At 40.9% G+C, this 24681-nt stretch carries 14 protein-coding genes, 5 pseudogenes and 1 other annotated feature; of the genes and pseudogenes, 6 read left to right on the top strand and 13 right to left on the bottom strand.

Annotated features, from left to right (window positions below; all coding sequences use genetic code 11):
- Positions 1-75: pseudogene (locus FTU55_RS12680) on the top strand (IS6 family transposase); the annotation flags it as partial.
- Positions 76-128: 53 nt separating this feature from the next.
- Here the strand turns inward: FTU55_RS12680 and FTU55_RS12675 are convergent.
- From FTU55_RS12675 to FTU55_RS12665, 3 genes and pseudogenes are all read right to left on the bottom strand, one after another.
- Positions 129-1269: pseudogene (locus FTU55_RS12675) on the bottom strand (IS3 family transposase); the annotation flags it as partial.
- Positions 864-980, bottom strand: a sequence feature (AL1L pseudoknot). It overlaps the preceding pseudogene by 117 nt.
- A gap of 182 nt (positions 1270-1451) precedes the next feature.
- The gene (locus tag FTU55_RS12670) at positions 1452-2018 is read right to left on the bottom strand and encodes a recombinase family protein (protein ID WP_006581699.1); all 567 of its coding nucleotides are present in this window, start codon (positions 2016-2018) and stop codon (positions 1452-1454) included.
- Positions 2019-2363: 345 nt separating this feature from the next.
- The gene (locus tag FTU55_RS12665; protein WP_218949120.1) at positions 2364-3437 is read right to left on the bottom strand and encodes a potassium channel family protein; all 1074 of its coding nucleotides are present in this window, start codon (positions 3435-3437) and stop codon (positions 2364-2366) included.
- Positions 3438-3606: 169 nt separating this feature from the next.
- Here FTU55_RS12665 and FTU55_RS12660 point away from each other — a divergent pair, with 169 nt between their 5' ends.
- The gene (locus tag FTU55_RS12660; RefSeq protein WP_000286964.1) at positions 3607-3909 is read left to right on the top strand and encodes a type II toxin-antitoxin system RelE/ParE family toxin; all 303 of its coding nucleotides are present in this window, start codon (positions 3607-3609) and stop codon (positions 3907-3909) included.
- On the top strand, positions 3910-4191 hold the full coding sequence (locus tag FTU55_RS12655; protein ID WP_000985610.1) for an addiction module antidote protein: 282 nt from the start codon (positions 3910-3912) through the stop codon (positions 4189-4191). It abuts the gene before it with no gap.
- A 111-nt stretch (positions 4192-4302) separates the two neighbouring features.
- Here FTU55_RS12655 and FTU55_RS12650 read toward each other — a convergent pair whose 3' ends face one another.
- Positions 4303-6525, bottom strand: coding sequence for a hypothetical protein (locus FTU55_RS12650; protein ID WP_180047268.1), 2223 nt, complete (start codon positions 6523-6525; stop codon positions 4303-4305).
- Positions 6526-6852: 327 nt separating this feature from the next.
- On the opposite strand from FTU55_RS12650, the pseudogene FTU55_RS12645 reads away from it, so the two are divergent.
- Positions 6853-6990, top strand: a pseudogene (locus FTU55_RS12645) (ISNCY family transposase); the annotation flags it as partial.
- Between the two features lie 280 nt (positions 6991-7270).
- Here the strand turns inward: FTU55_RS12645 and brxL are convergent.
- Genes brxL through FTU55_RS12610 form a run of 7 tightly spaced genes read right to left on the bottom strand, consistent with a single transcriptional unit; the run spans position 7271 to position 21384 of the window.
- Positions 7271-9310 carry a protease Lon-related BREX system protein BrxL gene (gene brxL, locus FTU55_RS12640; protein ID WP_180047266.1) on the bottom strand — a complete coding sequence of 680 codons (2040 nt, stop codon included), beginning with the start codon at positions 9308-9310 and terminating at the stop codon, positions 7271-7273.
- A gap of 29 nt (positions 9311-9339) precedes the next feature.
- Positions 9340-11964, bottom strand: a complete 2625-nt coding sequence (gene pglZ, locus FTU55_RS12635) for a BREX-1 system phosphatase PglZ type A (RefSeq protein WP_180047264.1) — start codon at positions 11962-11964, stop codon at positions 9340-9342.
- A gap of 43 nt (positions 11965-12007) precedes the next feature.
- Positions 12008-15535: a BREX-1 system adenine-specific DNA-methyltransferase PglX gene (gene pglX, locus FTU55_RS12630; protein ID WP_180047262.1), complete on the bottom strand. Its 3528-nt coding sequence runs from the start codon at positions 15533-15535 to the stop codon at positions 12008-12010.
- Positions 15536-15581: 46 nt separating this feature from the next.
- Positions 15582-19262 (bottom strand): BREX system P-loop protein BrxC, encoded by a 3681-nt coding sequence (gene brxC, locus FTU55_RS12625; RefSeq protein WP_180047260.1) that lies wholly within the window; start codon positions 19260-19262, stop codon positions 15582-15584.
- Positions 19263-19303: 41 nt separating this feature from the next.
- Positions 19304-19879 (bottom strand): DUF1788 domain-containing protein, encoded by a 576-nt coding sequence (locus tag FTU55_RS12620; RefSeq protein WP_151726278.1) that lies wholly within the window; start codon positions 19877-19879, stop codon positions 19304-19306.
- A gap of 16 nt (positions 19880-19895) precedes the next feature.
- Positions 19896-20507, bottom strand: a complete 612-nt coding sequence (locus tag FTU55_RS12615) for a DUF1819 family protein (RefSeq protein WP_125269806.1) — start codon at positions 20505-20507, stop codon at positions 19896-19898.
- Between the two features lie 10 nt (positions 20508-20517).
- Entirely contained in the window at positions 20518-21384 is an 867-nt protein-coding gene (locus FTU55_RS12610; protein ID WP_180047258.1) for a WYL domain-containing protein, read from the bottom strand.
- A 208-nt stretch (positions 21385-21592) separates the two neighbouring features.
- Between FTU55_RS12610 and FTU55_RS12605 the strand changes: the two genes are divergently transcribed.
- Positions 21593-21922, top strand: a complete 330-nt coding sequence (locus tag FTU55_RS12605) for a DUF4236 domain-containing protein (protein WP_005403805.1) — start codon at positions 21593-21595, stop codon at positions 21920-21922.
- A gap of 273 nt (positions 21923-22195) precedes the next feature.
- On the opposite strand, the gene FTU55_RS12600 is transcribed toward FTU55_RS12605, so the two are convergent.
- Positions 22196-23428, bottom strand: coding sequence for an ATP-binding protein (locus tag FTU55_RS12600; protein WP_160255372.1), 1233 nt, complete (start codon positions 23426-23428; stop codon positions 22196-22198).
- Between the two features lie 550 nt (positions 23429-23978).
- Positions 23979-24290 (bottom strand): annotated as a pseudogene (locus FTU55_RS12595) (HNH endonuclease signature motif containing protein); the annotation flags it as partial.
- 282 nt (positions 24291-24572) lie between these two features.
- On the opposite strand from FTU55_RS12595, the pseudogene FTU55_RS12590 reads away from it, so the two are divergent.
- Positions 24573-24681, top strand: a pseudogene (locus FTU55_RS12590) (dihydropteroate synthase); the annotation flags it as partial.

Raw genomic sequence — 24681 nt, 5'->3', positions numbered from 1 at the left:
GGCCAGGCCTCAGCATTTTATTATGGTGATCCCCTGGGCGAAATGCGCCTGGTAAGCAGAGTTTTTGAAATGTAAGGCCTTTGAATAAGACAAAAGGCTGCCTCATCGCTAACTTTGCAACAGTGCCCTTTATTGAACCAATCTACCCAATTTAGTGTCGCAAGTTGTACATCCGCTAAACCTTGCCAATCTGCTTTTAGATATTCAATCACCTCTGTTTTGTATAAGCCATTCACCGTTTCAGCCAAAGCATTATCGTATGAATCACCAGTCGTACCGACTGATGCTCGTAAATTTGCTGCTTCTAAACGATTGGTATAGCGAATGGAAAGATATTGCACACCTCTGTCGGAATGATGAATCACATTCTTTGGCATGCCTCGATCATGCAATGCTTGCTCCAATGCATCGAGCACCATATCTGTATTCATCCGTGTCGATACTTTCCATCCAACAATTGCTCGTGAGAACACATCAATAATAAATGCAGTATAAACCCAGCCTGAATTTGTTTGAATATACGTAAAGTCACTCACCCACAGTTGGTCAGGATGATCAGCAGTAAAATTACGTTTTACCAAGTCATCCGCTCGTTTTTGATCATCTCGGCTACGGGTGGTTTGTTTGTTCTTACCACGCCAAACACCTTTTATACCTAGCTTTTGCATTAATCGAGCAACAGTACAGCGCGCAATAATATAGCCTTCACGTTTCAGTTTTTGCCAGACTTTACGTACACCATACCGACCTGAACTTTCCTTCCAAATTCGTTTAATCTCCTCAGCATGATGCAAGTCATGTAAATCTCGCTTTGCTCGATGTTCTGGATTTTCACAGAGATCTAGAGTCCGGTAATAGGTTGAAGGTGCGATCGGTAAAATTCTACAAATCGCCTCGACTCCGTACAGCTCTTTATTATTATGGATAAAATCCACCATTATTTGTGTGGGCGGTCGAGCTCCGCCTGGGCGAAAAAAGCGGCTGCTTTACGTAGAATTTCATTGGCGCGTTGCAGTTCTTTATTTTCGCGTTCGAGTTGTTTGATACGTTCTTGGTCTGAAAGCTGCTGTACTTTAACTGGATTTTGTTTATCTAAATATTTTTGATACCAAACACGTAGTGTTTCAGGAGTACAACCCTTGCGCAGTATACTGCTCAGGGAGCAATAGCGGTGATCGCAGCCCAATTCGATGGATAATCTTTCTCGGATTCAATCAATAATTGAACCGCTCTTTCTCTGATTTCAGGGGTATATTTTACTTTTTTCATCGGGACATTCTCTCAGAAAGCTTGGTCTCCGACAAACCCGGTACGGTTCAAAAATCTTCCATTGATTTATTTATATCTGTTAAACCAGTCGCATTATGAAATGTAATATAAGTAGAAATTTCAGTATAAATGGTCATGATCTTTTCTAAATTTGAATATCTAAGCGTCTTCATTAATCAACCTTATTGATTATTAGTTTCTTCTTTTAAAGCTCTTTGTACTGTTGCTATCCCTACTTTAAACTTTTCTGCAACACCTCTAAATGTTGAATTTTCTTCAGCCATTGCTTTTCGTATTTCAACATAGTCAACCTTCCGCTTTCTTCCCTTATATAAGCCCTTCGCTTTGGCTTTTGCAATTCCTTCCTTTTGACGCTCACGGATCATGGAGCGTTCAAACTCTGCAAATGCAGCAAGCATCTGAAACATGAGTTTATTTATTGCCGATTGTGCTACATCATGACTGAAGGTCAAATTCTCTTTATGAAAAATAATGGTTATACCACGATCATTCAGACTATTCACAATTTCGTTCAGATCATTTGTATTACGTGCCAGACGATCAATACTATGAACATGCACCGTATCACCTTCACGCAGATAGTCGAGCATTGCATTTAACTGAGGACGTTCACGGCTACCACCGCTTGCCTTTTCAGTAAAGGTCTTATCCAGGCTGATTCCATCTAATTGACGTTCAGTATTTTGTTCAGTTGAACTGACTCGAATATATCCGACCTGATTAGGCATTCTGTACCGTTAGAGTTTAGATAATTAAATACATATTGTACCGAAATTAAATATTAAGTCTATAAATACGGTTTTTGAGTTGCTTTTTAAGACTTTATTTTGTTCCGTTAGGCTATACTCTATAGTTACATAAATTTAGATATTAAAAACTTCTCTCCGATAAACCCAGTACGGTTCATTTAGAGGTCGTGGAACATGAAAAATCATAAAAAAAAGCCCACCTTGGGGGAGGTTGGGCAAAAAAGGAACTACAGCATTGATTTCTATAGATAATTATAACGCATTTCGCATAAGGTGTATTATGTTAATTTTAGGAAAGTTAACATAATACACAGATTCTTATATCTATTTCTTTTTTGGTAACTTACGTTTTTCAAGAAGTATATTAATACTTTTACTTACTAGATTATTAGAAATACCAAGTGTTTTTGCAATTTCCTTGTGAATGTTAGTAGGCCAATTTTCTTGTGGACCAATAGGAGCATGGTTATAAACATCATTGATTATAATTGGAGTCGCCTTTCCTTGAGACCATCTTTTTAAGAGAATGATGTCATTATTCATTTTTTCAAAAGTTCCATTAATACGAAGCATAGATCCACTTAAAGGTTTTTGCTGTTTTATTCTTAAAAAATTTAATAGCTTAATTATAAAAAGCTGTGTATATGATTTATCTTCTTTAGAGTTTTGATGTAAAACTACCATTTGACGAACCACTCCATGGCAACGATTTACTAATGCTAAAGAACGTCTTGATATCAATAAATTTTCATTTTCATTTTTGTGTATTTTTAAACTTGTCTCTTGTAACTTAGATATCTCTTTATAAAGTGAAGCTAATGCACTTTCATTTCCGAAAGAAATTAATCTAGCTTGATTAGCATTAAATATTAAATATTTAGCCGTAATCTCTAAAATATTTGCAGCTAAGTGAAGGTCTTTTTCTATATTACCTCCATTATTTAATAACGCATTTATTTCTTCTATTTCTAAAGAGAAGTTGCTTATTCGTCTTTGACAATCACTTGTGTGCAATAATAAAAGGATTGTTTGCTGTCTTTCAGAAGCGAATTTCCCAACTAGTAGAGCAATGAATAGTAAGCCTAGCACTACGACAAAAGCTGCAATAAGACGACCATATCCTATAGGGCTTAAATCTCCGTATCCAAGTGATGTAAAAGTCACGATACTAAAATATAAAGCATCAAAAATATCTATATTCTCTTTATTTAAAGAATGATCAGGAGGGATTAACCAAAAATACAATGCTGATGAAAAAATAACTATAAAACCAAAAATAAATAAATCTATATAAGATGCTCTCTCTACAAATCGTCCTATAGGAGTTGTCAGATAAGTTTTTTGATGCGGCTTTTCTAACTTCGGAATTAATGTTTGTTTTTCAATATCGTTAGACACTTTTCCCCCAATAATAAAATTTATGATGAGGGATGTTATAGATAGTTCTTCTTTAAATAAAGTTTAGGATGCCATTTAACATAATGGTGGTTATACGAAATTCTGTTGTAGCCCCATACATTCAAGTTTATTTCTTGCATGAATGTATCCTATAGGATACATTACTCTTATGTACTCAATATATACCACTGAAGTCTTTGATGACTGGTTTACTAAGTTAAAAGACCAGCAGGCAAAAAGACGTATACAAGTCCGAATTGATCGGGTTGAAGATGGAAACTTTGGAGATACTGAACCAGTAGGTGAAGGTGTTTCTGAATTACGTTTCTTCTTTGGACCTGGCTACAGGATCTATTACTGTAAGCAAGGGCAAAGGGTCGTTATTCTTTTAGCAGGCGGAGACAAGTCTACGCAAAGTAAAGATATAAAACTTGCCCTACAATTAGCACAAGATTTAGAGGAGGAGCTGTAAATGGCTATCAAACTTCGTAAATGGGACAGTGCTGAACATCTTAAAACAGAAGAAGATATGCAAGCTTACCTACAAGCCTGTATCGATGAATCTAATGGTGATGCGGCATTCATTGCAAAAGCTTTAGGTAATATTGCTAAAGCTAAAGGAATGGCTCAATTATCAAGAGACACTGGTTTAGGTCGAGAAAGTCTTTATAAAGCACTTTCTGGCGATGTAAATCCAAGCTTTGATACTGTTATTAAAGTCGTAAAAGCACTGAATTTACGCTTAGCAATTTAAAAAAAACTAGTAAAAAAGGGAGCTTTAAGCTCCCTTTTTCAACTTCGTATAACGTGTATTATGTTAATTTTAGAAGAGCTATAAAATGTTTACAAAAATTGGTTATTCACTTTAAACCGCTATAGATGCATTAGCTTGGCCTAATGGAAGTGGATTAAGCTGATTTAAAAGACATACTTCTTCATATAATTTAATTAAGTGGTGTAAAGACATATCGATTAGAGGCTCATACATAAAAGCATTGATATGAATATTCTCTGGAGTCATTAAATTGATCTTACTAATTAATGTTAGATGCTCACATGTAGGATAAAGCCTAATATATTCTCTACATAAACCACTAGTTTGATTTGATTTGATTTTCTGTAAGTCTAGATTTGGCAACTTAGAAATTAAGTAGTTTTCTGCTTTTAATCTAATAGCAATTGCTAATGAAATTTTATTTTGGAGAAGGATTTCATTAACGTTTGGATCTTGAGCTATATTACTAGCTGTACGGTAAATTAAATCAAGTATCCTTTCATCGCCAAATGTGATGTTTTTACCATTCAAAAAAGCTATTTTTCTTGAGAAAACTTCGAAAATATCACTAGAGGTTAAGCTGTTACTATCATCTTTTAAGTGCAAACAACTAGTTAATGTCAAAAAATCTGGACTATTCTGGATTTCGCTGTATTCAATCAAATTTCTTACAAATGCTATAAGACTAATAAAAGTTTTAGGTTCTTGAAATTTCTCAACAAGATGCGAAAAAACACTGCCGAAGTATTGACCATTTTGTAAAAAAATTTCTTTGTGATCATTCTTGGTTGCCATATAAATTGCTGATCTATGTAAGTTTAATCTTGAGGCAACTGTTCTATAGAAATCAAAATTATGCGTGAGGATAATAATTCTAAAATTGTCTAATTCTATTAAATCAGAAATATATTCAATAATCGCAAATTTATTCTTGTAGTCAAATGAATCAGATATATCATCTAACACTAATAAATTTGAGGAATTATTAGCCTTTCTAGCCTCTAATTCGAATAAAAATTGAAGGATAAAGTATGCTCTTTGCTCTCCCTTACTAAGAATATCAATTAGGCTATTTTTATCTTGATTGACCGGTTCATCATTTCTATCAGCATAAAGAAAATCTAAAGTTGCTGTGTCCTTCTTTAAAATAATGTCCTCCTTATTGCTCAAAACAACCTTGAAAGGTACAAAAAATCTAGAATTAAAAGTATCAATAATACGATCCCAAATGTCTGAATCTTTTTTCGCTTCTTGGATGATTACTTCTAGATCTTTTTTCTTATCGAGATAAAGCTCTATTAAAAGGTCAGCATCTGTCTTAATTTCAGATAAAAATGAAATCCATACTTTCTTCTTAAAATCATGATAATTTTCTAGATCTACTAATATTAAATTATCTTTTTCGATTACTTTTTGAAAATTTCGAAGCTCAATGTTATTTGAAATCGCTTTATCTACTTTTTCGAAAGCGACTTTCAATTTTTCATCTTGCAAGATGTTTTCTAGCTCTGAATCAACAATTTTTTTCAATGCTATAGAGTCATTTATGACTGTCTTATCTTCTAAAACAAAAGTGTGACCAGCATAAAAAAAAGCATTGTCGGAAATAGATTTAATTATCTCATTTGCCTGATATGTACCAAAGGTGCCACTGCTATTTTCCTTAAAGAAACTAGATTTAGATACCACACTTTTATAGTTAGAAATATACTGATCTAATATGGTTTTATTTTTCTCAAGAAAACTTAAAACCTTTCCTTTTGAATCAAATACATCATTGTATTTAAATGATATTTTAATATAATCAGTTTTAATTTCATCTTTTATAGTGCTAAGAATCTCAAACAATGATGTTTGTGAAATATCTGAGAATGTATTTAATATTTCTTTTTCACAGTCACTACTTTGAGAAATAAGTTTAAGTTTTCTTATAAATTGATTTTTTCTTTCATCCAGATCTTTATAGATTTGATCATATTTTTGTTTAAGTTCTTTTTTAGCTAAAAAACTACTAATTTTATTTGATCCATCAAAACTATTATCTTCTGAGTTAATAACTAAAATACTACTTGAATCAATTTCTACGTTATCAACAGTGACTTCATATTTGGAAACTCTAGATTTATATACTCTATCTCTAGGAATGTTTTTAGGATCATTTTTTGAAAGTAAATCAAAGGTTCTCGCAAATGAAGTTTTCATGGTGCCATTTGGAGCGTATATCAGTGATGAATTTGATTTAGAAAAATCAAATTCATGATTTAGCTTACCTATCCCAAAGCAATTCTCTAAATTTACACTTAATTTTTGCATCATAGATCCCCTGTTAACCTTATATAATTTTATTATTTAAAATAAAATTAAATGAATAGCCACCGATTTTGTAGACAGCTTTTAATTAGATAAAATGTGTTTAATCCAACGTTGGGATAAAGATCCCTTGTGGCAATATCATTTAGTATAAAATTTCTTGTTCGAAATTTAAAAACTTGAATTTCCCACCAATTCACCATCCATTTAACATAATGGTGGTTATACGTAATACACTTGTTAGAAACCATTTAAAGTGTCTATATTCTCACCAATAAAAATGTCTAGTTTATGATGGTTTAAACATCATGGACTGGATATAAAATATAGATGCTGATCACTATGTCTGACAAAGAAATTCAACGTCTTGCAGAACTGCAAGACGTTAGAGATCATCGTATTACCCAGGTCCGTGCTGCTGAAATCCTGAATCTTTCCACTCGTCAAATTACTCGGTTATTGCAGAAAAAATCGAATCTGACGCAAATTAAAAGCAAATTCGTCGGCAGTTGAAATGAGCAAGCCATGAATTAAAGGCAGCAATTCCTTTGCCGAGCACACCAATATTCAGCAGGGTGAATAGCCACCACTCTCCTAGACAAATTTCGTCTCTTCTTTTTGCATAGGAGAGCATTATGAGTGGACAACTATATATTCCAGAATTAAAAAATAGGTATGGGGGTTCATTGGTTGTTTATTTTAAACAGGCACAAAACTCATAACTCTACTCCTCATGCTCGAGATAAAGTTAATCCACCCCTAACCCTTTAAACACCGCATCCACCGGATCTGCATAAAAGCTGGTCTGGAACTTGGTAAACAGTTCCACAGGAATCGTTGGGATATCTGCCGCACTACTCATTGGTAAAGCAACCTTCTTGGCACCCGCATCAAAAGCAACTTGCAGACATTCGGCAATACTTTCCACCGGAGTCACAGAGCCACCCAAGCTCATATCACCCAGTACCACCATCTGACTTTGTACCGATCGTCCTAACAGGCCAGAAGCGAAAGCCACTAAACTTGGCAAGGCAAGATGGCTGAGCGGCCCGGTATTCTGTAATTCAACCACATGTAAGTGGAAGTCATGTTCCAGCACCTTACTACCACCCGAGATTCGAGATGCATTGGCCTTGAAGTAATCAAATGCGATCTTGACCTGCTCTTTGGCACTACTTGAATTCCATAAGCCAGATGTCGCCAATTTTCCTGAACCTTTGGTGACTTGCAGTTCTAAGCGGTATAGCCCAGGCATGCCCTTATTACTCAGCCCGATGGTATACAGAAAACCTGGTTTAGCAGGACCTTCGGGAATAAGTCCACCTCCACCCTGCTCTTTGACTGATACAAAATGTTCTTCTAAGGTATCATTATCAATGTAGCTGAAATGAACATCATAGAATTCCATCCCCCCAATTTTCTTCAGCTGTTCTTTGACCCGACGGCGCACCTGCAGTGCATATTCCAGGCATTGCCGTACATCTTCTTTGTTAAATTGACCGTGTGGGTAGAGCAACTTCATCAATCCAGAAACCGTCTTGCGAACGGCAATCACATCGCGCTGATTCAGGTTATTTCCGAGTTTGAAGTACTTCTCAATGGAATCTGCAAAGCTACGCTTACGCATTTCCCGGAAGAATTCAGCAAGATAATCAACGATTAGACCATAACGGTTGGTAAAGAATTCCGGACGCATTTTTGGAATTTCCCAACCCGGGATATAGGCATGAAAGCGATCAAAGAATGCTGAATCGATCATTGCTTCAGGGAACGGCGCCAAGAGATGGCTGGTTTTAACCAGAGATTCCACACTTTGGTTGATATTACCCACAAAAACCATCGAAGCTGAGGCTTCCATCTGTTCACGACCACGGGCAAAAGATCCTGAGGCCATATAGTCTTTCATGATCTGAACGCCATCTTTGTCCTTAAAGGAAATACCGGCAACTTCATCAAAGGCCACCACATCCCACAACCCCACCAGACCAATACGGCGGCTACTCATGTTATAGAACAGATTGGCGACAGTGGTTTGCCCACCTGAAACTAGAATACTATTCGGTGAACACTCTTTGTAAATATGGCTTTTCCCGGTACCGCGTGGTCCCAGTTCACAGACGTTATAGTTATTTTCAACGAACGGAACCATACGCGCTAATAGGTGCCATTGCACGTCCTCTTTTAACGAAGCCGGTTCCATGCCGATCGAACGGATTAAACTCTCGCGCCACTGATCAGTGCTTAATGCTGCTCTGCCACTGAAAAGTTCATCCATATTCATATTCGGCATTTGAATCGGCTTGAGTAAACTCACCCCAAATGGAGAATTGGTTTGTCCTTCTTCATAATAGTAACTGAGCGTAGCAATGACCCAGATACCACCAACAAGTAATTTTTCATACTCTTTGACGATGCCTGCCGAGATTTCGGCATCTTTGATGCCCAGATTACTAAATGATGCTTCGTATTTGTCTTTACGCTCATTCAGTTTTACAGTCACCCGATCAATGACCTTATAACTGCCCCGTTCACGGACCAGGGATTTCACCTTCTCGGCTTCATCCGGTCGGACGTAGTTCTCAGCCAGTACGGTCTTTACGTTACGTAGTCCCTGTTCAATGATCTCTGGATCATCCGAGGCACAGTACATCCCCAGCAGGTATTCGAGTACATAGACAGGGACATTTGCCCCTTCTTTGATCAGTTTAGTCAGATCCTTACGTACCACCCGCCCAGCAAAGTGTTCATTCAGCAGCTGATCCAGTTCTTTATCGTTAGCAGATTCCATGTAGGCTACGCTCTATCGTTAATTCGTTATCAGGAGAAGTCATCGGTAAATGCCAGATCAATGGTGACCTTATAGCGTTGCATTTCGATATTCAGGTCTTTGTCCTTCAGCACTAGGAAGTAATCCTTCTTACGGTCAAAATCAGTACCGGATAATGACAGTCTGACCTGTTTGACCCGATCGGCAACAGAGTCGGTACTGCTATCAAAAGTCAAGGTTTCTTCACTGGAAACTTTAAGATCCCCATCATAAATGGCAATGGATAAAGTCACTGGCATGACCAGCTCACTGACAGCTTCGGTTTGCATCAAATCAAACTTCTGGATGTTATTGACCATCTTCAGCGTGGATTTGGTAGAAATGACCTCAACTTTACGCTTGGTCCGCTGTCCAGCCTTTTCACCACGCAGCTGTTTTACTGTCAGTACAGGCACTACAATTTCCTGAGGCATGATTCCGCCATGTACGAAACGTGAGCCTCCCACAAAATGGAAACGGTTCGCCCCTTTTGGAATCCAGAAATCAGTCGCAGATAGTGTGCCTGCCGTAGCTTGGGTTGAGCCTTTCCATGCTTCCTTGCTCTCTGGTAAACCATGCCCAATCACATAGCGTTTTTTGCTTTTCAATGCATTGGTCGGTTTTTCAGTCAAGCTTGAACGATCCGCAGATTCCAGTTTACTTTGCTGGAACAAGAAGCCATGGTCGGCTGTGATCAACAGGGTAGAAATATTGAAATGCATCAAGATCTTGCGGCTAAGTTCGGTCAGTTCTTCAATGGCATGTTCCACCGCCATAAAGGTTTCTGATTCTGTCGAGGCACTGTCTCCCCGAGCATCAATCACGTTGTGATAAACGTAAATCAGATCATGGTCTTTGAGCGCTTCACGGCCTTCATCACGCGACCAGCCTTTTACCGTTTCAGCGGTAACCGCCAATCCATTATAGGCCGCCAGAATTTTGGATCGTGCTGCAGTCCCTTTGCTGGACTGCCCATCTACTAAAACATCATCACCTGCGGCCTCTTTGTACTCCAAAGTCTGATGCGGCAACAACGAGGCCATGCCAAGTGTGGTGTAACTTGGGACAACGCCCAGCTGTGAAGACAATGTCGCTTCAGAATAACGCTTTTCATTGATACGATCACGCAGCTCTACCGCAGCTTCATAGCGAAAAGCATCACTGATGATCACCACAATACGGCGTTTCGTTGCAGAATTCAGCAAGGGTCTGACATGGGTATCATAGAAATTCTGCTGATTTGGGATATCCGTCATTTTCCAAACATTCAAGCGTTGCTCAGCTTCTACACGCTCGCCCCAGTTTCGTGCCAAGTGATCGATAAACCAGTAGGCATAGCAATTTTCGACTTCTTCATCGAGTTTTTTCAGGATATCGACATGAGCGCGTTGAGAAGCAGCACTGTAGTGGCGATAGGCCATATCAAAGCGATACAACTCCTGCTCGTAGGCTTTATACAAGGCTTCGCTAGAGTCGAAATAGAAACCGGCATCAAACTGCTGTCGCAGGCTGAACAGGTCAATGGCTGCCTGCAACGCTGTATAGACAGTGCGATATTTACGGCGGGTTGCATCATCCTTATGTTTGGAAGCCCAATAGCCATCCAGACGGGTAGAAATAATCGTTCTGAAATGTTCCAGTTCAGCTTTGGTTGCTGCAGGGATCTGGCTGGACAGATCGACAATGATCTTTTGTTCAATCACTTCAAAAGTCATGACATCGAGCAGCTGCTCCAGATCAAAGGCCCCGACCTTTTCTTGGATCCGCAGTGCATTTGCCACGGTCTGGGAGAGTGTATCGAAGGTTGGGTAATATTTGGAGCTGTCTCTCCAGCGCGACAAAAAGGCTCTAGCCGTCGCACGGGAGCTGACGGATGACATCACCAGTTCCTGAGCCCATAGCGGTATATCGCCCAGACTTTCACAGAAACCTGTGCTCATCAAACGGATAAAGAACGTACCGAGCTTGAATGGTGCTTCCCCATTCAATTCTTCAACCGATGCTGGATAACCAATTTCCGCCTGTAATGCTGTGACTAAAGCTGGCACTAGTTGGAATTTTTCCAGTTCAGCAAAGGAGTCTGGATTCACTTCCAGATCCAGATTCTGCTGTACCATTTCATCTGCTAGCGCCAGAACGATATGCATCAGCTCGGCACTGTCGGCCTTGACCACAGCTGCAATCATGGCCATATCTAGATCCTGTGCATCTGCATCAGGCTGGATATAGCGTTTTAACGCGCTCAGACGTGCTTTGGCTTTGAGGAACTCTTCACGTTTGGCCAGATGTTCTCTTAAACTTTGCTGTTGTAAGCCAAGCTCATTGAAGATAATCGAGAAACGATCGGCATAGAAGCTGCGTGAATACAGCTTGATGTCCAGTAGCCAGTCTTTTTCGGTTTCAGGCTCTGGACTTGGGAAATATAGTAAGTATTTACCCTGCTGGTCTTGCAGTTCCAGTTTTATCTTAATCGCCAGGCTCGACTCTTCTGCCATATTTAGAACCTGGACATCCCCCAGATTTAAAGCTTTTACTTCTTCGCTAAAGGACTGTTCCGCATCGTACCAAAAGACGATTCGGTGTTGTTCAGTATAAAAGGCTTGTTCCAGGCCTTGTTGAAGTTGACTTAAGTTCATGCAACCACCTCTGCATGATCTAGTGTGGAAGAAAAGCTATTCATCATTTCTCCCCCGTAATCGCTTTCACTTCAGCCAACAAGTCCCCAAACTTGCCGTAGTTCACTTTCACCCCATCATCTAGATCCAGTGATATACGCTGATCGGCATAGTGACGTAATTTTTCTTCAAAGCTACTCAGTTCAGCCTGTTGCTTATGCAAGTCTTGCAGTTTTTTCTCGATACGCTTGATTTCAGCCGCAGAGTCACTGTTTTCTTTGGCTGTTTCCAGAGAGTTGGCATAGGCAGCCATTTTAGAAATCAGCGGCATCACGTATTCGGTACGCATACGCGCCAAGGTACTTTCGTTATAGCGGTGCAAGTACACCAACGCCTGGAAAGCCCCCTGTTTACCACTGCTGAATAACCAGTAGATCGGGCGCTTTTTATAGGTCTGCATGTGATCTTTGTAGAACTTGCTGGCGAGATAACGGCGAATGGTGTCTTCAGCTGTTTCGTTGGCTTTTTTAGCCAAGCTTTCTGCCAGCCACTGCATATTGGTATCTAAAGTGTCTTTACCCCAAACCGCAGTTAAGAACTCTTGGATACGGTGCGTTGCATCATCTTCGAACCAGTGCATTTCGGTCAGTGGAATAATACCGTCTGCATCTGCTGGGAATGTTTGATAACGGCTGGCATCAAAGTCTTGATTGCCTGCATGGGCATAGATCAAGCCCGGTTCATCTAGACTATAACGTCCCATCATGCAGCCAAGGGCATAAGAGACTAAACGCTGGCTGTCTTTTTCACGATCGGCACGGGTCAGGGTGATTTGCTCGTCCGGTACGTCTGGCGTCAGTTCATCCTGTAAACCATAAGCATCAATAAACAGCTTATTGTTTTCTTCTTCCAAGCGTTTCATTTCAGCGACGGCGTTAGCATTTTGCTGTTGCCATGTATTAAAGGCTGTTTCTAAATTTGGCTGGTGTGTACCAATGATAGGGTTTTGACTAAAATCCCATGAGGTTTCATAGGCATCCCAATCAGATTTAGATTGAACAATAAGCTGATTTACAACTTCCAGAGAGTCCTTGATATCTTCTATTAATGGGAATTTGCTTATCGTACCGGCCTCAAAATTTAAGGTCGGTGACATATTCGATAAAAGCGTTTCTGACACCTTAGAATTTAGACAGCCAATAACTTTTTTTATTGTTAAATCCTGAGCAAAAACCGACATTCCAGCATCAGCAAAAATAAATCCACTTGGGAAATACCTCATAGAAAAAAGAGAGGATGTTATTTTGGACCAACTGACAGAAGGGTTAAAATAATAATCAGTATTTTGTGGTCTAGAACGCTGTTTGCCATTCTCATCTATATTCTCACGAATTTCTAAACCATCCTGCTCCCAATTTACTAAGTAGTCTTGATTACCATACCACTTTCTATACTCCCCCCCTTTATTGTATGGAAACCATTTTTTACTTGAAAATTGTGCTTTTTCTCGATTTTCCAAACCAAATCCAACTCTTCGAATGCTTACTTCTTGCCATAAACGTAAAAAGCGATTGTTATCAGCCGTTGCAAGCCCTTGTCGTGCATCAGCAACCTCTCCTAAAGAAGGACTTTTCTCAAAAATCTCCCTTACCTTTTCACTCACCCAATAAGCCACAGGACTACCTGGAATTTTCTTAAAGTCATCTGGTTTAGCATTAAAAAACCAACCACAATCATGATTGTTAATCGCTTCTAATGTTTTAGGTGCCTGATTTTCAGAGCCTTTAAAATCAGAAAGACGTATATATGACCCCATAAAATTACTTACATGTGACTTAGCCAATGTGAATGTACAAATGGGTACCGTTGCACCATCAAAACCAGAGTACTCCAACTGAATCAAGCTGGTAATTGTTGCATGATCAATAAAGTGAGCACGTAGATTTTCATAAGAAGAGATAAACATCCAAACAAAAGGTGACATAAAGCCAAGCTGACCACTTTCTTTTGTTAGTTGTAAGTCTCGAATCATAAAAGCTGAAAATAAATCTTTTTCATAGCCTAGATAATTTTTCTTTAAATAGGTTTTAAGGTTTGGATTTAAGTACTTGTTGCCCATATACGGCGGGTTCGCAATCACAGCATCATATTGTTTAGCAAGTAATTTCGCTTGTTGTACTAGAGGTAACAGCTCCTGCGCTGACTGTTGCGCAAAAATATCACCAGACTCTAATGCTGTATTCAGCTTGGTTTCTAAATCAGGCAGCTTTTTAGCGAATGTTGCTGGTACCTGAATCAAAGACCCAAAAGTTGAAGCATGTTCAAATAGCTCCAGCAGCTCTTTTAAATCTGTCTGAGCAATACCAGTACTTGCCAAATCCTGACTGAATGCATCTAAACGCTCAGGCTGACTATCCTGTAACGCAATAATATTCAGCTTCGGTGGATTGCTAAATAAACGGCGGTCGTCCTCACGCGCTTTCATCAGCAGTGCAAAACTGGCGAGCTGTGCCGCACGGGTATCAATATCAATCCCGTACAGGTTATTTTCCAGAATCAAACGTGGAATATCACGGCTACGGTAACCACGTTCTAAGTAAATGGCTTTGAGGCAATCATAGGCTTCCACCAGAATATGCCCCGAACCACAGGCCGGATCGAGTACCGTAATACTTTCGGGGTTTAAAGTATCGCCATCTTCACTAATACGAACATCAATCAACTGTTTTAACTGTGCATTGACTTCGTCGCTTTGCTCAGCCGGTTGAATATAGTATTCCCACTCACTGGAAAGCGTACTATCAGGCTGTGCCATCATCCATAAGCGGCCGACACTGTTCTGTACCAAATATTTTACAATCCAGTTTGGGGTGAAGAGTTGCGTCGCTGCAGGAATGTCTTCACTCTTGACGACTTTACCAATGACTTGATCTTTCTTTTCAGAAATATAGAACTGATACAGCCAGCCAATAATTTGCACATCCGACCAGTCTTCTTCAGGAATGCTGGTCACTAAATCACGTATCAAAGAGTCGGTTTTGGTCAAATTGTCAGGTAATAGTAGTTCAGATTCATCAGACACCTGTTCAAACAAGAGTGGCATGACCTGATTCAATGCATGACATTGGGCCAGTAACAGTTCCCGATAGAGTTCTTCGTCTTTATTGCCATCCAGTTTGAGTTCAGCCACACGGCTGGCATCTAAATTCGGTAGCTCAATATCCAGACATTCTTCCAAAATCTGTGGCAAGCCTGCACTGCCATCTGCACTGCTCAGCACACGGCGACCATGATCCAGTAAGCCTTTGCATTCCATGTAACGAATCGCACAGAGACGGTTAAACCAGCTATAAGCGATATAATCAATCGTCTGCTCAAAACTGCTGGTTTGAATGCGTTTGATCAGCTTGTCACGTGGTTTCATGACTGATAGCGGAAAAACCTGATCGCCAATCAGCAGCAAGTCGCCTTTCTGTTCAGCCGGTAAAATGCTGTCTGCGGTGATGCCATATTTGGTGGCCTGCTTGCGCATGGCTGCGATAAAATCGTTACGTGCTTGCGGTGCGTATTTTTTAATATGACTGGTATTCATCTTTAAACCTTTAATTAATGACTGATGCCGATATCCTTAAGCCCTGTTAGCGGATACGCACACGCTTTTTATCATTCACAATTTTTTTCAATTCAGCTTTGAGTGCATCTACAAACTGATCCACTGATTCTTCTGTTTCCAGATAGACACTACTTGAGCTTTTGCTGTAAATGCTGGCGACATCGACTTCGACAACAGGTTTCGGTGGCACTACGGCTGTCACAGGCTGTACCGGACTCGCAGCAGGTGTTGATGTTCCTGGGCTGGCGGTGGTTGCAGTGTTGGTTACACTCTCTGCTTTGCTCTGAGCCAGTTCTGCCGCTTTGGCCTGACGCTGGATTTCCGCCTCAACTTCGCTTTCCAACTCATACAAGGCTTCATCAAAACGCTCCACGGCGGTTTGGGTTTGCAGCATATAGATGGTGGATAGGCTAGTTTCCACTTCAATATCCGCTTTGAGCAATTGCAGCGGACGTAGTAGCTTGTTACTCAGCTCAGCGGTAGCGATGCCACTGTTTTTAATCTCAGCTTCTAACTGTTTGATCTTGTCATCAATTTGCTCTACCGCATGGCTACGCTTCTCAGTCAGCAATTGCTCATTGACGCTTTCCACTGTACGAACCAAATCAGCGACTTTATTTAACAGGCCATAGGGCGATTCAAGCGTGGAAATACGATGTAATTCGGAGAGGGCTTTTTTTGCCACATCATCACTGCCCAGCGCCTGTTTGTTTTTCTCAAAATGACGTAAGGCATGTTGCAGTTGCTGCCAGCTCGGCATCTGGTTACTAAAGAATTCATGAATATCACGGTAGTCTTCTTCCAGATCCAGATAGTCGTCCTTGTTCTCAACCACCGCTTTAAAGAAATCGAAGCTGTCGCTATTGGCCAGCAAGCGTTCTAAAGTCAGAATCGACCGCTCAATGACTTTCTTGCCAGGGAATTGCCCGACATCGGTTTTGCTCTTATACGACTTAAAGTTGGCTAACCAGGTCTTAAAGTTTTGGGTATAGAACTCAAACAGCTCTTTTTCTGTCGCTGGTCCCATGGCCGAGAATAGGTCTTGGGTCAGTTGGCGTGCCTGTTTCAACACCTGATCATCAGTCTGGCGCTTTTTAATAATGGAAACATCACGGCGACGGCGACTGTTTTGTAAAGGCTCAAAGGCATCTTTTAACTGTAAGCTGCCACCATTTAACTGCAGTGAAATCCGCCCCATTGCCGCCAACTGCCCCACCAGCAGTAAAATCTCGGCATCCGGCCAGCCATAAGGACGTTTGGCAAAACGATCTATCACATCTGAGACTAGAATACGCTCTGTACCGGTGGCCCGTAGTGCAATGTACTGCTCCACTTCCTGTAGGGCTTTGGGATTGCTCTGACCGCCATCCAGAGACAATCCGAGTTGCGCCATATCATCCACAGTCAAGACGGCGTTCAGTTCACGCCAGGCATCCTGCTGATAGACCTGCAAATAGCTCAGTTTGGTATAGGTGTTTTCCAGCAAATAACGACAAGCCTCATCCAGCTTGGTGGTTGGACTTGAAGATGAAAGTTGTAGATGTTGACCCAAGGCATAACTTTCCGCGTCCAGCAACATTTCTTCGACCCGGACACGCAGGCGTTTTTTACGTTCTTGGTTCTCACGGCCACGGTCTGCCAGAATACGGGAAATATCGGACTGAGTGCCATCATCATTTAAGCGGATGAATTTATTGGTTTTCAGCCAGGTGCGCAGTTCATTAAAGAACTGTTTATCGTCTGCCAGTTTAAACAGTATCTGCCCTTCGGCCTGAGTACTTTTACCAATACAGTAAGCTTCAGTGTAGAGGTTGTATTCCGTATCCAGTGGAGAAATGATTTCAACTTTCAAATCGCTCTCATACTTGCCATCCAGGCTATGGCTATCTAGGAAACGACCAATCTGATAGTCCATCTTGTTGGCTTGATGGCGGTATTTGTTCTGATCGCGCAGTAAATCTTTAAAGATCAGATTGGCTAACTCTTTATTTTCTTCTGAAGCTGCTAAGTCAGTGGCTTTGATTTTTCGGGTAATATCACGTTCTTCATTGGTCAGGAACAGGAACTCATCGCCATTCCTCGTAATCAGGCTCTCTTTTTCCAGACGCTGCAGGCTCTCTTCAATCCGCTTGCGCAATGCCAGCTTATCTTCATCAATTTTCTCAATCGACAAAGTCACCAGGTTATCCAGCGTACCTTTGATGATATCGACATAGCGGATCATGAACAGGGTACGCAGCATCTGCACATCAAAACCATCCAGGGTCTTATTCTGCCCTGCCTGGTCGATGGTACGCTTCACTGCTGTATCCAGGAAGCCTTCCACTGAAGTATAGAAGCGGTGGAAAGGAACCAGTGCCCCGACTTCATCTGTGGCAATCGCATTCGCGGCCATCTGGAACGCATCTAGCATGGACCGTTCACCATAGGCCAGGTGTGCACCGGTCGCACCGACTTTACGGATTTCTTCAAATACTTTTTGCACCAGCTGGAAATGGTACGGCGCAAAAGGATAGTTATGAATAAAGCTGTCTGGCCCCTCATAGTTCTTGAGGGTTGGGCCTGAACGGTCAAAGGTAATCTGATTTTTTAAGATATCGCCCTTTTGCTCAAACACCGATCTGAGCAATGATTCTGCTTCTGGGGTTTTACGTAATAAACGTTTCTGGATGACTTCATCGGTATTGGAACTGGACAGTGATAAACGGGTTTTAAAACGCCCAGCAATCTTGGAGAAGTCATTGGCTTTGGAAGAAGACATCTCACCTAAAACAGCATCGATGTCTGCCTGTGAGGTCACGATAATCCAAGCGCGGCCTTTACAGATCGTACCTAGGTTTTCAGTAATGGTTTGCAATGTCAGCATCAAGCGGGTATCGCTGCCAATAAACTGCCCCACTTCATCGACCAAGAATAACATGCGTTGCTGGGGTCCTTTGCTGTCCAGGTATTCTTTCACCCACTGACAGAAGTTTTCGACCGAAACACTAAAGGTCTGCTCAGAATCCTCAAACCATTTATGCGCAGCTTCTGCTGATAAGTTGAGGGCTTGGGAAATTGCGGTTTCGACATCATCCTGATAGAACTGATAGCCGTCACGTTCTTCTAGCCAAGACATGCCGCTAGATTCTTCAAAAGCCTGTTTAAAGCGCTCATACACCCCTTTCTGGCTCAGATGACGTTCCATATGTGCAATATGTGGATGGTCAGCACTAAAACCCTGATACTCGTTAAACACGCGTAAAAACACATTCAGAATCGGATTACCATCATCATTGGAACTGGCTTTACTGTCTATATTAAATAGGATGACATCGGCATGATGGCTAACGGCCTTGCCAATATCGGCACGGATAAACGCATCACGGATTTTAGATTCATCAAAGAACTCGGCTGCGCTACGTTCCTTACCTTCAGCATCGCTTGCCACTTTATTGGCCAGAATATAGGACAAGGTTTTCAGGAAATGTGATTTACCTGAACCAAAGAAGCCTGAAATCCACACACCGACACGATTGGCAATCGAAGGATCGCTTAGGTCTGTACCATAAGACTGGAAAAAGTCCCGAAAATGCTTTTCCAGTTCATTGGTGACCACATACTCATCAAGTTCCTGATATACCGTGGTATTGTCATTCTGATCTGCCTTGACCACCCCGTTAATCGCACGATCTAATGGCTTGTAAAAAAGTTCTTTAATGTTCATCTCAATCCATTCCCCCGAATTCTTATTTCTATTTGCCGTGTTTAAGGCACTAATCTGAATGCTCTGTAGTAATTGTTGCTTGGAATTTTTCCAAATAAACTCATCGCTTGACCGTCGTAATAGCCTGGGTAAAACAGCACCACTGGCTTATGCCCCAGTAACGAATGCAAACTGTTCAATAAGTGATGGGCACGTAACAGTGGCCAAACCGACCCAACCCCAGTCATCAACACAATATCTTGCGCATTGGTGGCATATTTACTCACCAGATAAGGCGCGAACTTATCCATATGCAGTGGGCCTTTCAGCGCTTTGAGCAGCGCATCATCGCCTTTGGCTTTTTGCATTTGAATGGCTTTATCGATGAAGTTACGCTCAGCCAGATAATCCACCACGGCTTGCAGCAGGTTGATATTCACCACCTTCAGCTGACTGTGTTTTTTCTCTAGCATCCCTTCAAGAAAATGAAGATATTCGCGGACTTTCAGCTCATCTTCAGGCGCATAATCAAAAATCCAGAAGCCAATTTCATTACCCAATCCTTGTCCAGTGAGAAACTCAGTGGAAAGAATTCGCTCTGGAATCTGGTTCAGACGCTCATGTATTGTTTGACTCATTGCTGCCCCTCTACAACTAACGCGTCCATAGCGACACTTCCATAGATCTTTTAATGCGTTGTTTATAATGTTCTTCCAACAGGCTACGCAGCTCTGCTCTGACGATCACGCGCTGCAACTCCAGCTTACGGGTACTTTTTAAGTAACCGGCTTCTGCCAGCATGCGAAACACCACCTGCCCCATTTTTTTCTTGCTGGACTCTTTCCAATCACAGATATCCGGATCGCGTTGTGAGCGTTCATCCAAAAAATCTGACCAGATATAACTGTCCAAGTATTGCGCCTGAGAGATATAGGCATCCCTCATCACCGTTTCCATAAACTCAAGCAGCAACAGGTTGCGTTCCAGTGCGCTACAAAAAGCCACCTGGGTCGCCAGCTCATCATCCCCATCACGTAGTGCTTTCCAGAAATCAGGCTCTAAGCGCTCCAGACGCTTACGAATAGCGGTGGCATTGCGTTGAGCTGAAGCAGGCGTTCTTTTTTGCAGAATATTGTCAATCTGAATGGCCTGATGCCATTGTTCTGGAGTCGCTTCTCGTAATAACAGATCCGCGATCAGCCGGCTTTCACGCACCATCAGGGAGCCACCAATCAGGTCACTGTCATAATGAAATTGTTCTAACATGGCCAATCTCCTATGAGGCCTGATCAAACAGGTAAGACGACAGCTTTTCGATATCTGAGCGTTGTAGTACCAAGGGATATTTCAAGGCATCATCCGCCTCAGCCAGCGTGATCGCGGCCTGATATCGCTGCAAGGTATAGTGAGCCAGGGCTTTTTTCACCGGAATCTGTAATCTGCCATCAGGCATGCCGAAGTCTTTTTCGACCAGCGCTTGTTGTGATGAGTTCAATTTTGGATTAGGGATCAGCGTCAGTACAATTTCTTCATGCCATTGCTGATCCTGAGCAGGGTCTACTGACTCAATCGCCACCACAACAGGTGTGCGATCAATTCTGGAGAGTAAAAAGTCCTTAAACTGCTTGCTCTGATGGCAATAGGCACGGACATGCCAGCGAAAACCGGTATACACCAGGGTGTGTGGGGAAATGATGCGTTCATGCCACTGCGGATTCTGCATCGAGGCATAAATCATTTTTAAAGTGTTTTGGTTTCGGCAGGCACGCAAAACTTCCCGAATCACTTCAGGACGTACACTGCGATCAGGTAATTGAACTGCTGCAAGATTCGGTTCTGGCATCGCAATCAGCGCATGCGATTCACTAACCAAACCTGACAGCATATTGAGATATTCATTGATATGCGCTGTAGTCAGTACAGGCTGGAAGCTGGCCTTAGGCACATAACCCTTGACCGATGGATCATGAATCAAGGCATCGGGGTTATACAGCGTATTATAGCGCTTGATATCCGCAGAAGCCTGCTGTCGACTCAGTCCAAACCAGCTCATCAAACGATTGGTAACCAAACGACCTTCCCAGTATGCAAGCAGCTCGATCGCTCGCATTCGTAGCAGGACTTCATGCTTATCTGTCGTCATATACCAATCAGTCAATAAATAGCAGCTTTAAGATTACCCTACAGCAAATATACAGTAAACATTTTTGACGGTATTTAAAGGTAGTATTGCAATCATCAGATAAAAAATATACTAGTATCCTGATGATAGCCGTCAAAGTACGATCTCTAGCAGATCATGGATCCTGGTATAGCGCGTGAATTGAGCTAAGTTTTAGAATGAGAGCAATATGGGTTTTAGATTTCGTAAAAGTATTAAATTATTCCCGGGTTTTAAAATTAATCTGACCCATAAAGGCATCAGCAGTGCCAGCATTGGCAAACCTGGTGCTTCTCTAAATATTGGGAAAAAAGGTACGCGAACCAGTGTCGGCATTCCAGGTACGGGACTATCTTACTCTAAACACCAACCTTACTCTAAAAAGACCCGTGTTCCACAACCGACATCGCTAGAACACACGGAATATAATCCTCAGAATTTAGAACAACCGAAGGCAAAGATATGGCCTTGGATTATTTTTGGAATATTGTGTTTTATGGTGGGTGCCGTCATTTTTTAGCAAGAACCGCATTGTATTTTAATCAAAAAAAAAATGCCCAGATGGATGAATGGGCAAACTAAGGAATTAATATCCTTCAGAAACTCCAGCGCAATTCTCGCTACTTTCAGTAAGCGACTCTGGCTCAATCATGATAGTCTGACTCAATCGAGTCGAGGTAAATCGATCCATCACAATTGGAGCAGAAATTATGCTTGATCACACTCTTGGTTAATGCTGAAAAGTCTTTGAGTTTTAATTAATAAATAATAGTATCCATGTCTACCCTCAACTTTACTTATTTTCAGATAGCAACCAATCGAGAGCACTCATTTTTACAATACCATTATAATTCGCTTCAGTCCCTATCGTGTCTAATGTAAGCAAATACTTGGGATACGAATCAGAAATTTTCTGTAATGGACGTAACTCTCGGCTGAGTGTCTCCTCATTGAGCGTTTCTAATGCCACCTGATAATAAGTTAAATTCTGTAAAGTATCGACAGCAACAAAATCAATTTCATATTCATCAACCCGCCCTACATAGACCGTATAACCTCGTCTGACAAGCTCAAGATAAATCACATTTTCTAAGATATGACCTTGATCAGCATTAGCATCAGGCAACATAATCCGGCGCAATCCGACATCAACTAAATAGTATTTTTCAGAGGATTGTAATAACTCACGCCCGCGTACTTTAAATTGTGCGGCACTATAAAATAACAAACTGTCCTGTAAGCCCTGAATATAGCGTTTTACTGTTTCAAATGAAATTTTAACCCCACTTGAAACAAAGGTATTTTTAATTTTATTGATGGAAATAGCTGAGCCTGTCACGCTTGCCAAATATCTTGTGACACGCTCGAGAGAGTTAATATCGGCAGTATTCAAACGTGGAATAACATCTTTAAACATTACACTGGCATAGACCGCTTGCAAGTAATCATAAGTTTCCTGCTGGCTAGTCATGGCAAGCGTATAAGGGAAACTACTGCGCGTATACATGGCATACAAATCACGATTTGATAATTGTTGGATGATCGGATTATTTTCAATATGCCACTGTTTAAATTCTTGGAATGAAAGGGGTAAAACATGTTGCTCTATATAGCGTCCTGTAAGTAAAGTCGCAAGTTCTCCACTTAGAAAGAATGCATTTGAGCCTGTAATATATAAATCGATATAATCCCGAACATATAAAGAGTCGACTACTTTCTCAAAATTTGTAACATGTTGAATTTCATCTAAAAAAACATAGTTTTTTTTACTTTTATCAACTTTGGATAATACATAATCATGTAGTTTACGGTAATCGGTGAGTTCTTCAAATTCCATAAATTCGAAGTTGATGGCAATGATGTTTTCGGCTTGTACGCCCTGTGCTTTTAGGTCTTGTTGAAACATCGCCAATAAGGTGGATTTTCCAGAGCGACGCACACCTGAAAGTACTTTAATGACATCACGGTCTTGCCATGTATTCAGAAATTTTAAGTAGCCATCACGTCGAATATTAGCGCTTCTCATTATTTACACTTAGAATCTAAAGTTTTAATAAATTCTATCAAATTTTAGAATGTATATGTAAATATATTTAGTTTTAAGAAAAGTTTAAAGGTTAAGTGAAACATTCAAAGCTGCTGTAGAAGCATGTAAACATGCAGATCTGATCAAAATCCAAATTCTGTCTTTTTGATTATTTTCCATGTCATGTTATTTCATTTATGCTACGAGTTAACTGCTATATAAATTAAGTGAAAAGTAAATGGAACTAAGTTGTTAACTAGAGTGGAACTCATTTTTGTTGTGCTGATGGTCTCAGCCTTAATCCTAATTGCTTATGAAATGCTAAAAGGTTTATTTTAGAGCATCTATACAATTTTTGATCAAAAAAAGCCCACAGAGGGAATCTATGGGCGAAACTAAGGACCTTGACGGTCATTCAGAAACTACAGCTAGTTTCTGGTTGTGATTCTGGACTGAATTAAAAATAACCATATTGGCTGAATGTATCAAAAGTTAAATCATGTGATTAATCATTGATACTTCTGCAAAAATGAGCTCATCGCTCTGTTGATTAATACAGTAATTCACCAAACAAAGCCGCTCTAATCTCTTCCAGGCTCAGATCTGATTTCATCCTATTACAGATGGGATGAACCAGCAGACCATTCTCTAGAACACCTTGCCCACCTACGGCTTTGGCAATCCGATGATCCGATTCAGTAGAATCAAGATAGATCAATCCATCACAAATGAGGCAAAAGTTATGATTACCCACCAGAAAATTGTGCTTAAGCAGACTCTTGGTTAATGCCGAAAAGGCCTTGGGCTTTGACCGAGAAATTGGACTAATCGACTCCACATATCCCACTCTATTGTAAACAAGACATTTTTATCTTTTATATTCAATGGCTTATTTTCCTGCTAATTGGTAATACCATGAAAAATACCATGCTCAGAAAAGGCTTAACAATATTTTGAAAAATTGCCTACTGAGCGCTGCCGCACAGCTCCATAGGCCGCTTTCCTGGCTTTGCTTCCAGATGTATGCTCTTCTGCTCCTGCAGCTAATGGATCACCGCAAACAGGTTACTCGCCTGGGGATTCCCTTTCGACCCGAGCATCCGTATGAGACTCATGCTCGATTATTATTATTATAGAAGCCCCCATGAATAAATCGCTCATCATTTTCGGCATCGTCAACATAACCTCGGACAGTTTCTCCGATGGAGGCCGGTATCTGGCGCCAGACGCAGCCATTGCGCAGGCGCGTAAGC

The organism is Acinetobacter sp. YH12117, from assembly GCF_013418865.1.
In the GTDB taxonomy this organism is placed as follows: domain Bacteria; phylum Pseudomonadota; class Gammaproteobacteria; order Pseudomonadales; family Moraxellaceae; genus Acinetobacter; species Acinetobacter indicus.
Note: the sequence above shows the minus strand (reverse complement) of the source record. Positions and strands in the feature narration are given on the sequence as shown.

Excerpts from the sequence above, each read along its gene's own strand:
- FTU55_RS12650 (WP_180047268.1), bottom strand. The coding sequence starts at position 6,525 with ATGCAAAAATTAAGTGTAAATTTAGAGAATTGCTTTGGGATAGGTAAG.
- FTU55_RS12670 (WP_006581699.1), bottom strand. The coding sequence starts at position 2,018 with ATGCCTAATCAGGTCGGATATATTCGAGTCAGTTCAACTGAACAAAAT.
- FTU55_RS12615 (WP_125269806.1), bottom strand. The coding sequence starts at position 20,507 with ATGTTAGAACAATTTCATTATGACAGTGACCTGATTGGTGGCTCCCTG.
- brxC (WP_180047260.1), bottom strand. The coding sequence starts at position 19,262 with ATGAACATTAAAGAACTTTTTTACAAGCCATTAGATCGTGCGATTAAC.
- pglZ (WP_180047264.1), bottom strand. The coding sequence starts at position 11,964 with ATGAACTTAAGTCAACTTCAACAAGGCCTGGAACAAGCCTTTTATACT.
- FTU55_RS12660 (WP_000286964.1), top strand. The coding sequence starts at position 3,607 with ATGTACTCAATATATACCACTGAAGTCTTTGATGACTGGTTTACTAAG.
- FTU55_RS12610 (WP_180047258.1), bottom strand. The coding sequence starts at position 21,384 with ATGACGACAGATAAGCATGAAGTCCTGCTACGAATGCGAGCGATCGAG.
- pglX (WP_180047262.1), bottom strand. The coding sequence starts at position 15,535 with ATGAATACCAGTCATATTAAAAAATACGCACCGCAAGCACGTAACGAT.
- FTU55_RS12600 (WP_160255372.1), bottom strand. The coding sequence starts at position 23,428 with ATGAGAAGCGCTAATATTCGACGTGATGGCTACTTAAAATTTCTGAAT.
- FTU55_RS12620 (WP_151726278.1), bottom strand. The coding sequence starts at position 19,879 with ATGAGTCAAACAATACATGAGCGTCTGAACCAGATTCCAGAGCGAATT.
- FTU55_RS12655 (WP_000985610.1), top strand. The coding sequence starts at position 3,910 with ATGGCTATCAAACTTCGTAAATGGGACAGTGCTGAACATCTTAAAACA.
- FTU55_RS12605 (WP_005403805.1), top strand. The coding sequence starts at position 21,593 with ATGGGTTTTAGATTTCGTAAAAGTATTAAATTATTCCCGGGTTTTAAA.
- brxL (WP_180047266.1), bottom strand. The coding sequence starts at position 9,310 with ATGGAATCTGCTAACGATAAAGAACTGGATCAGCTGCTGAATGAACAC.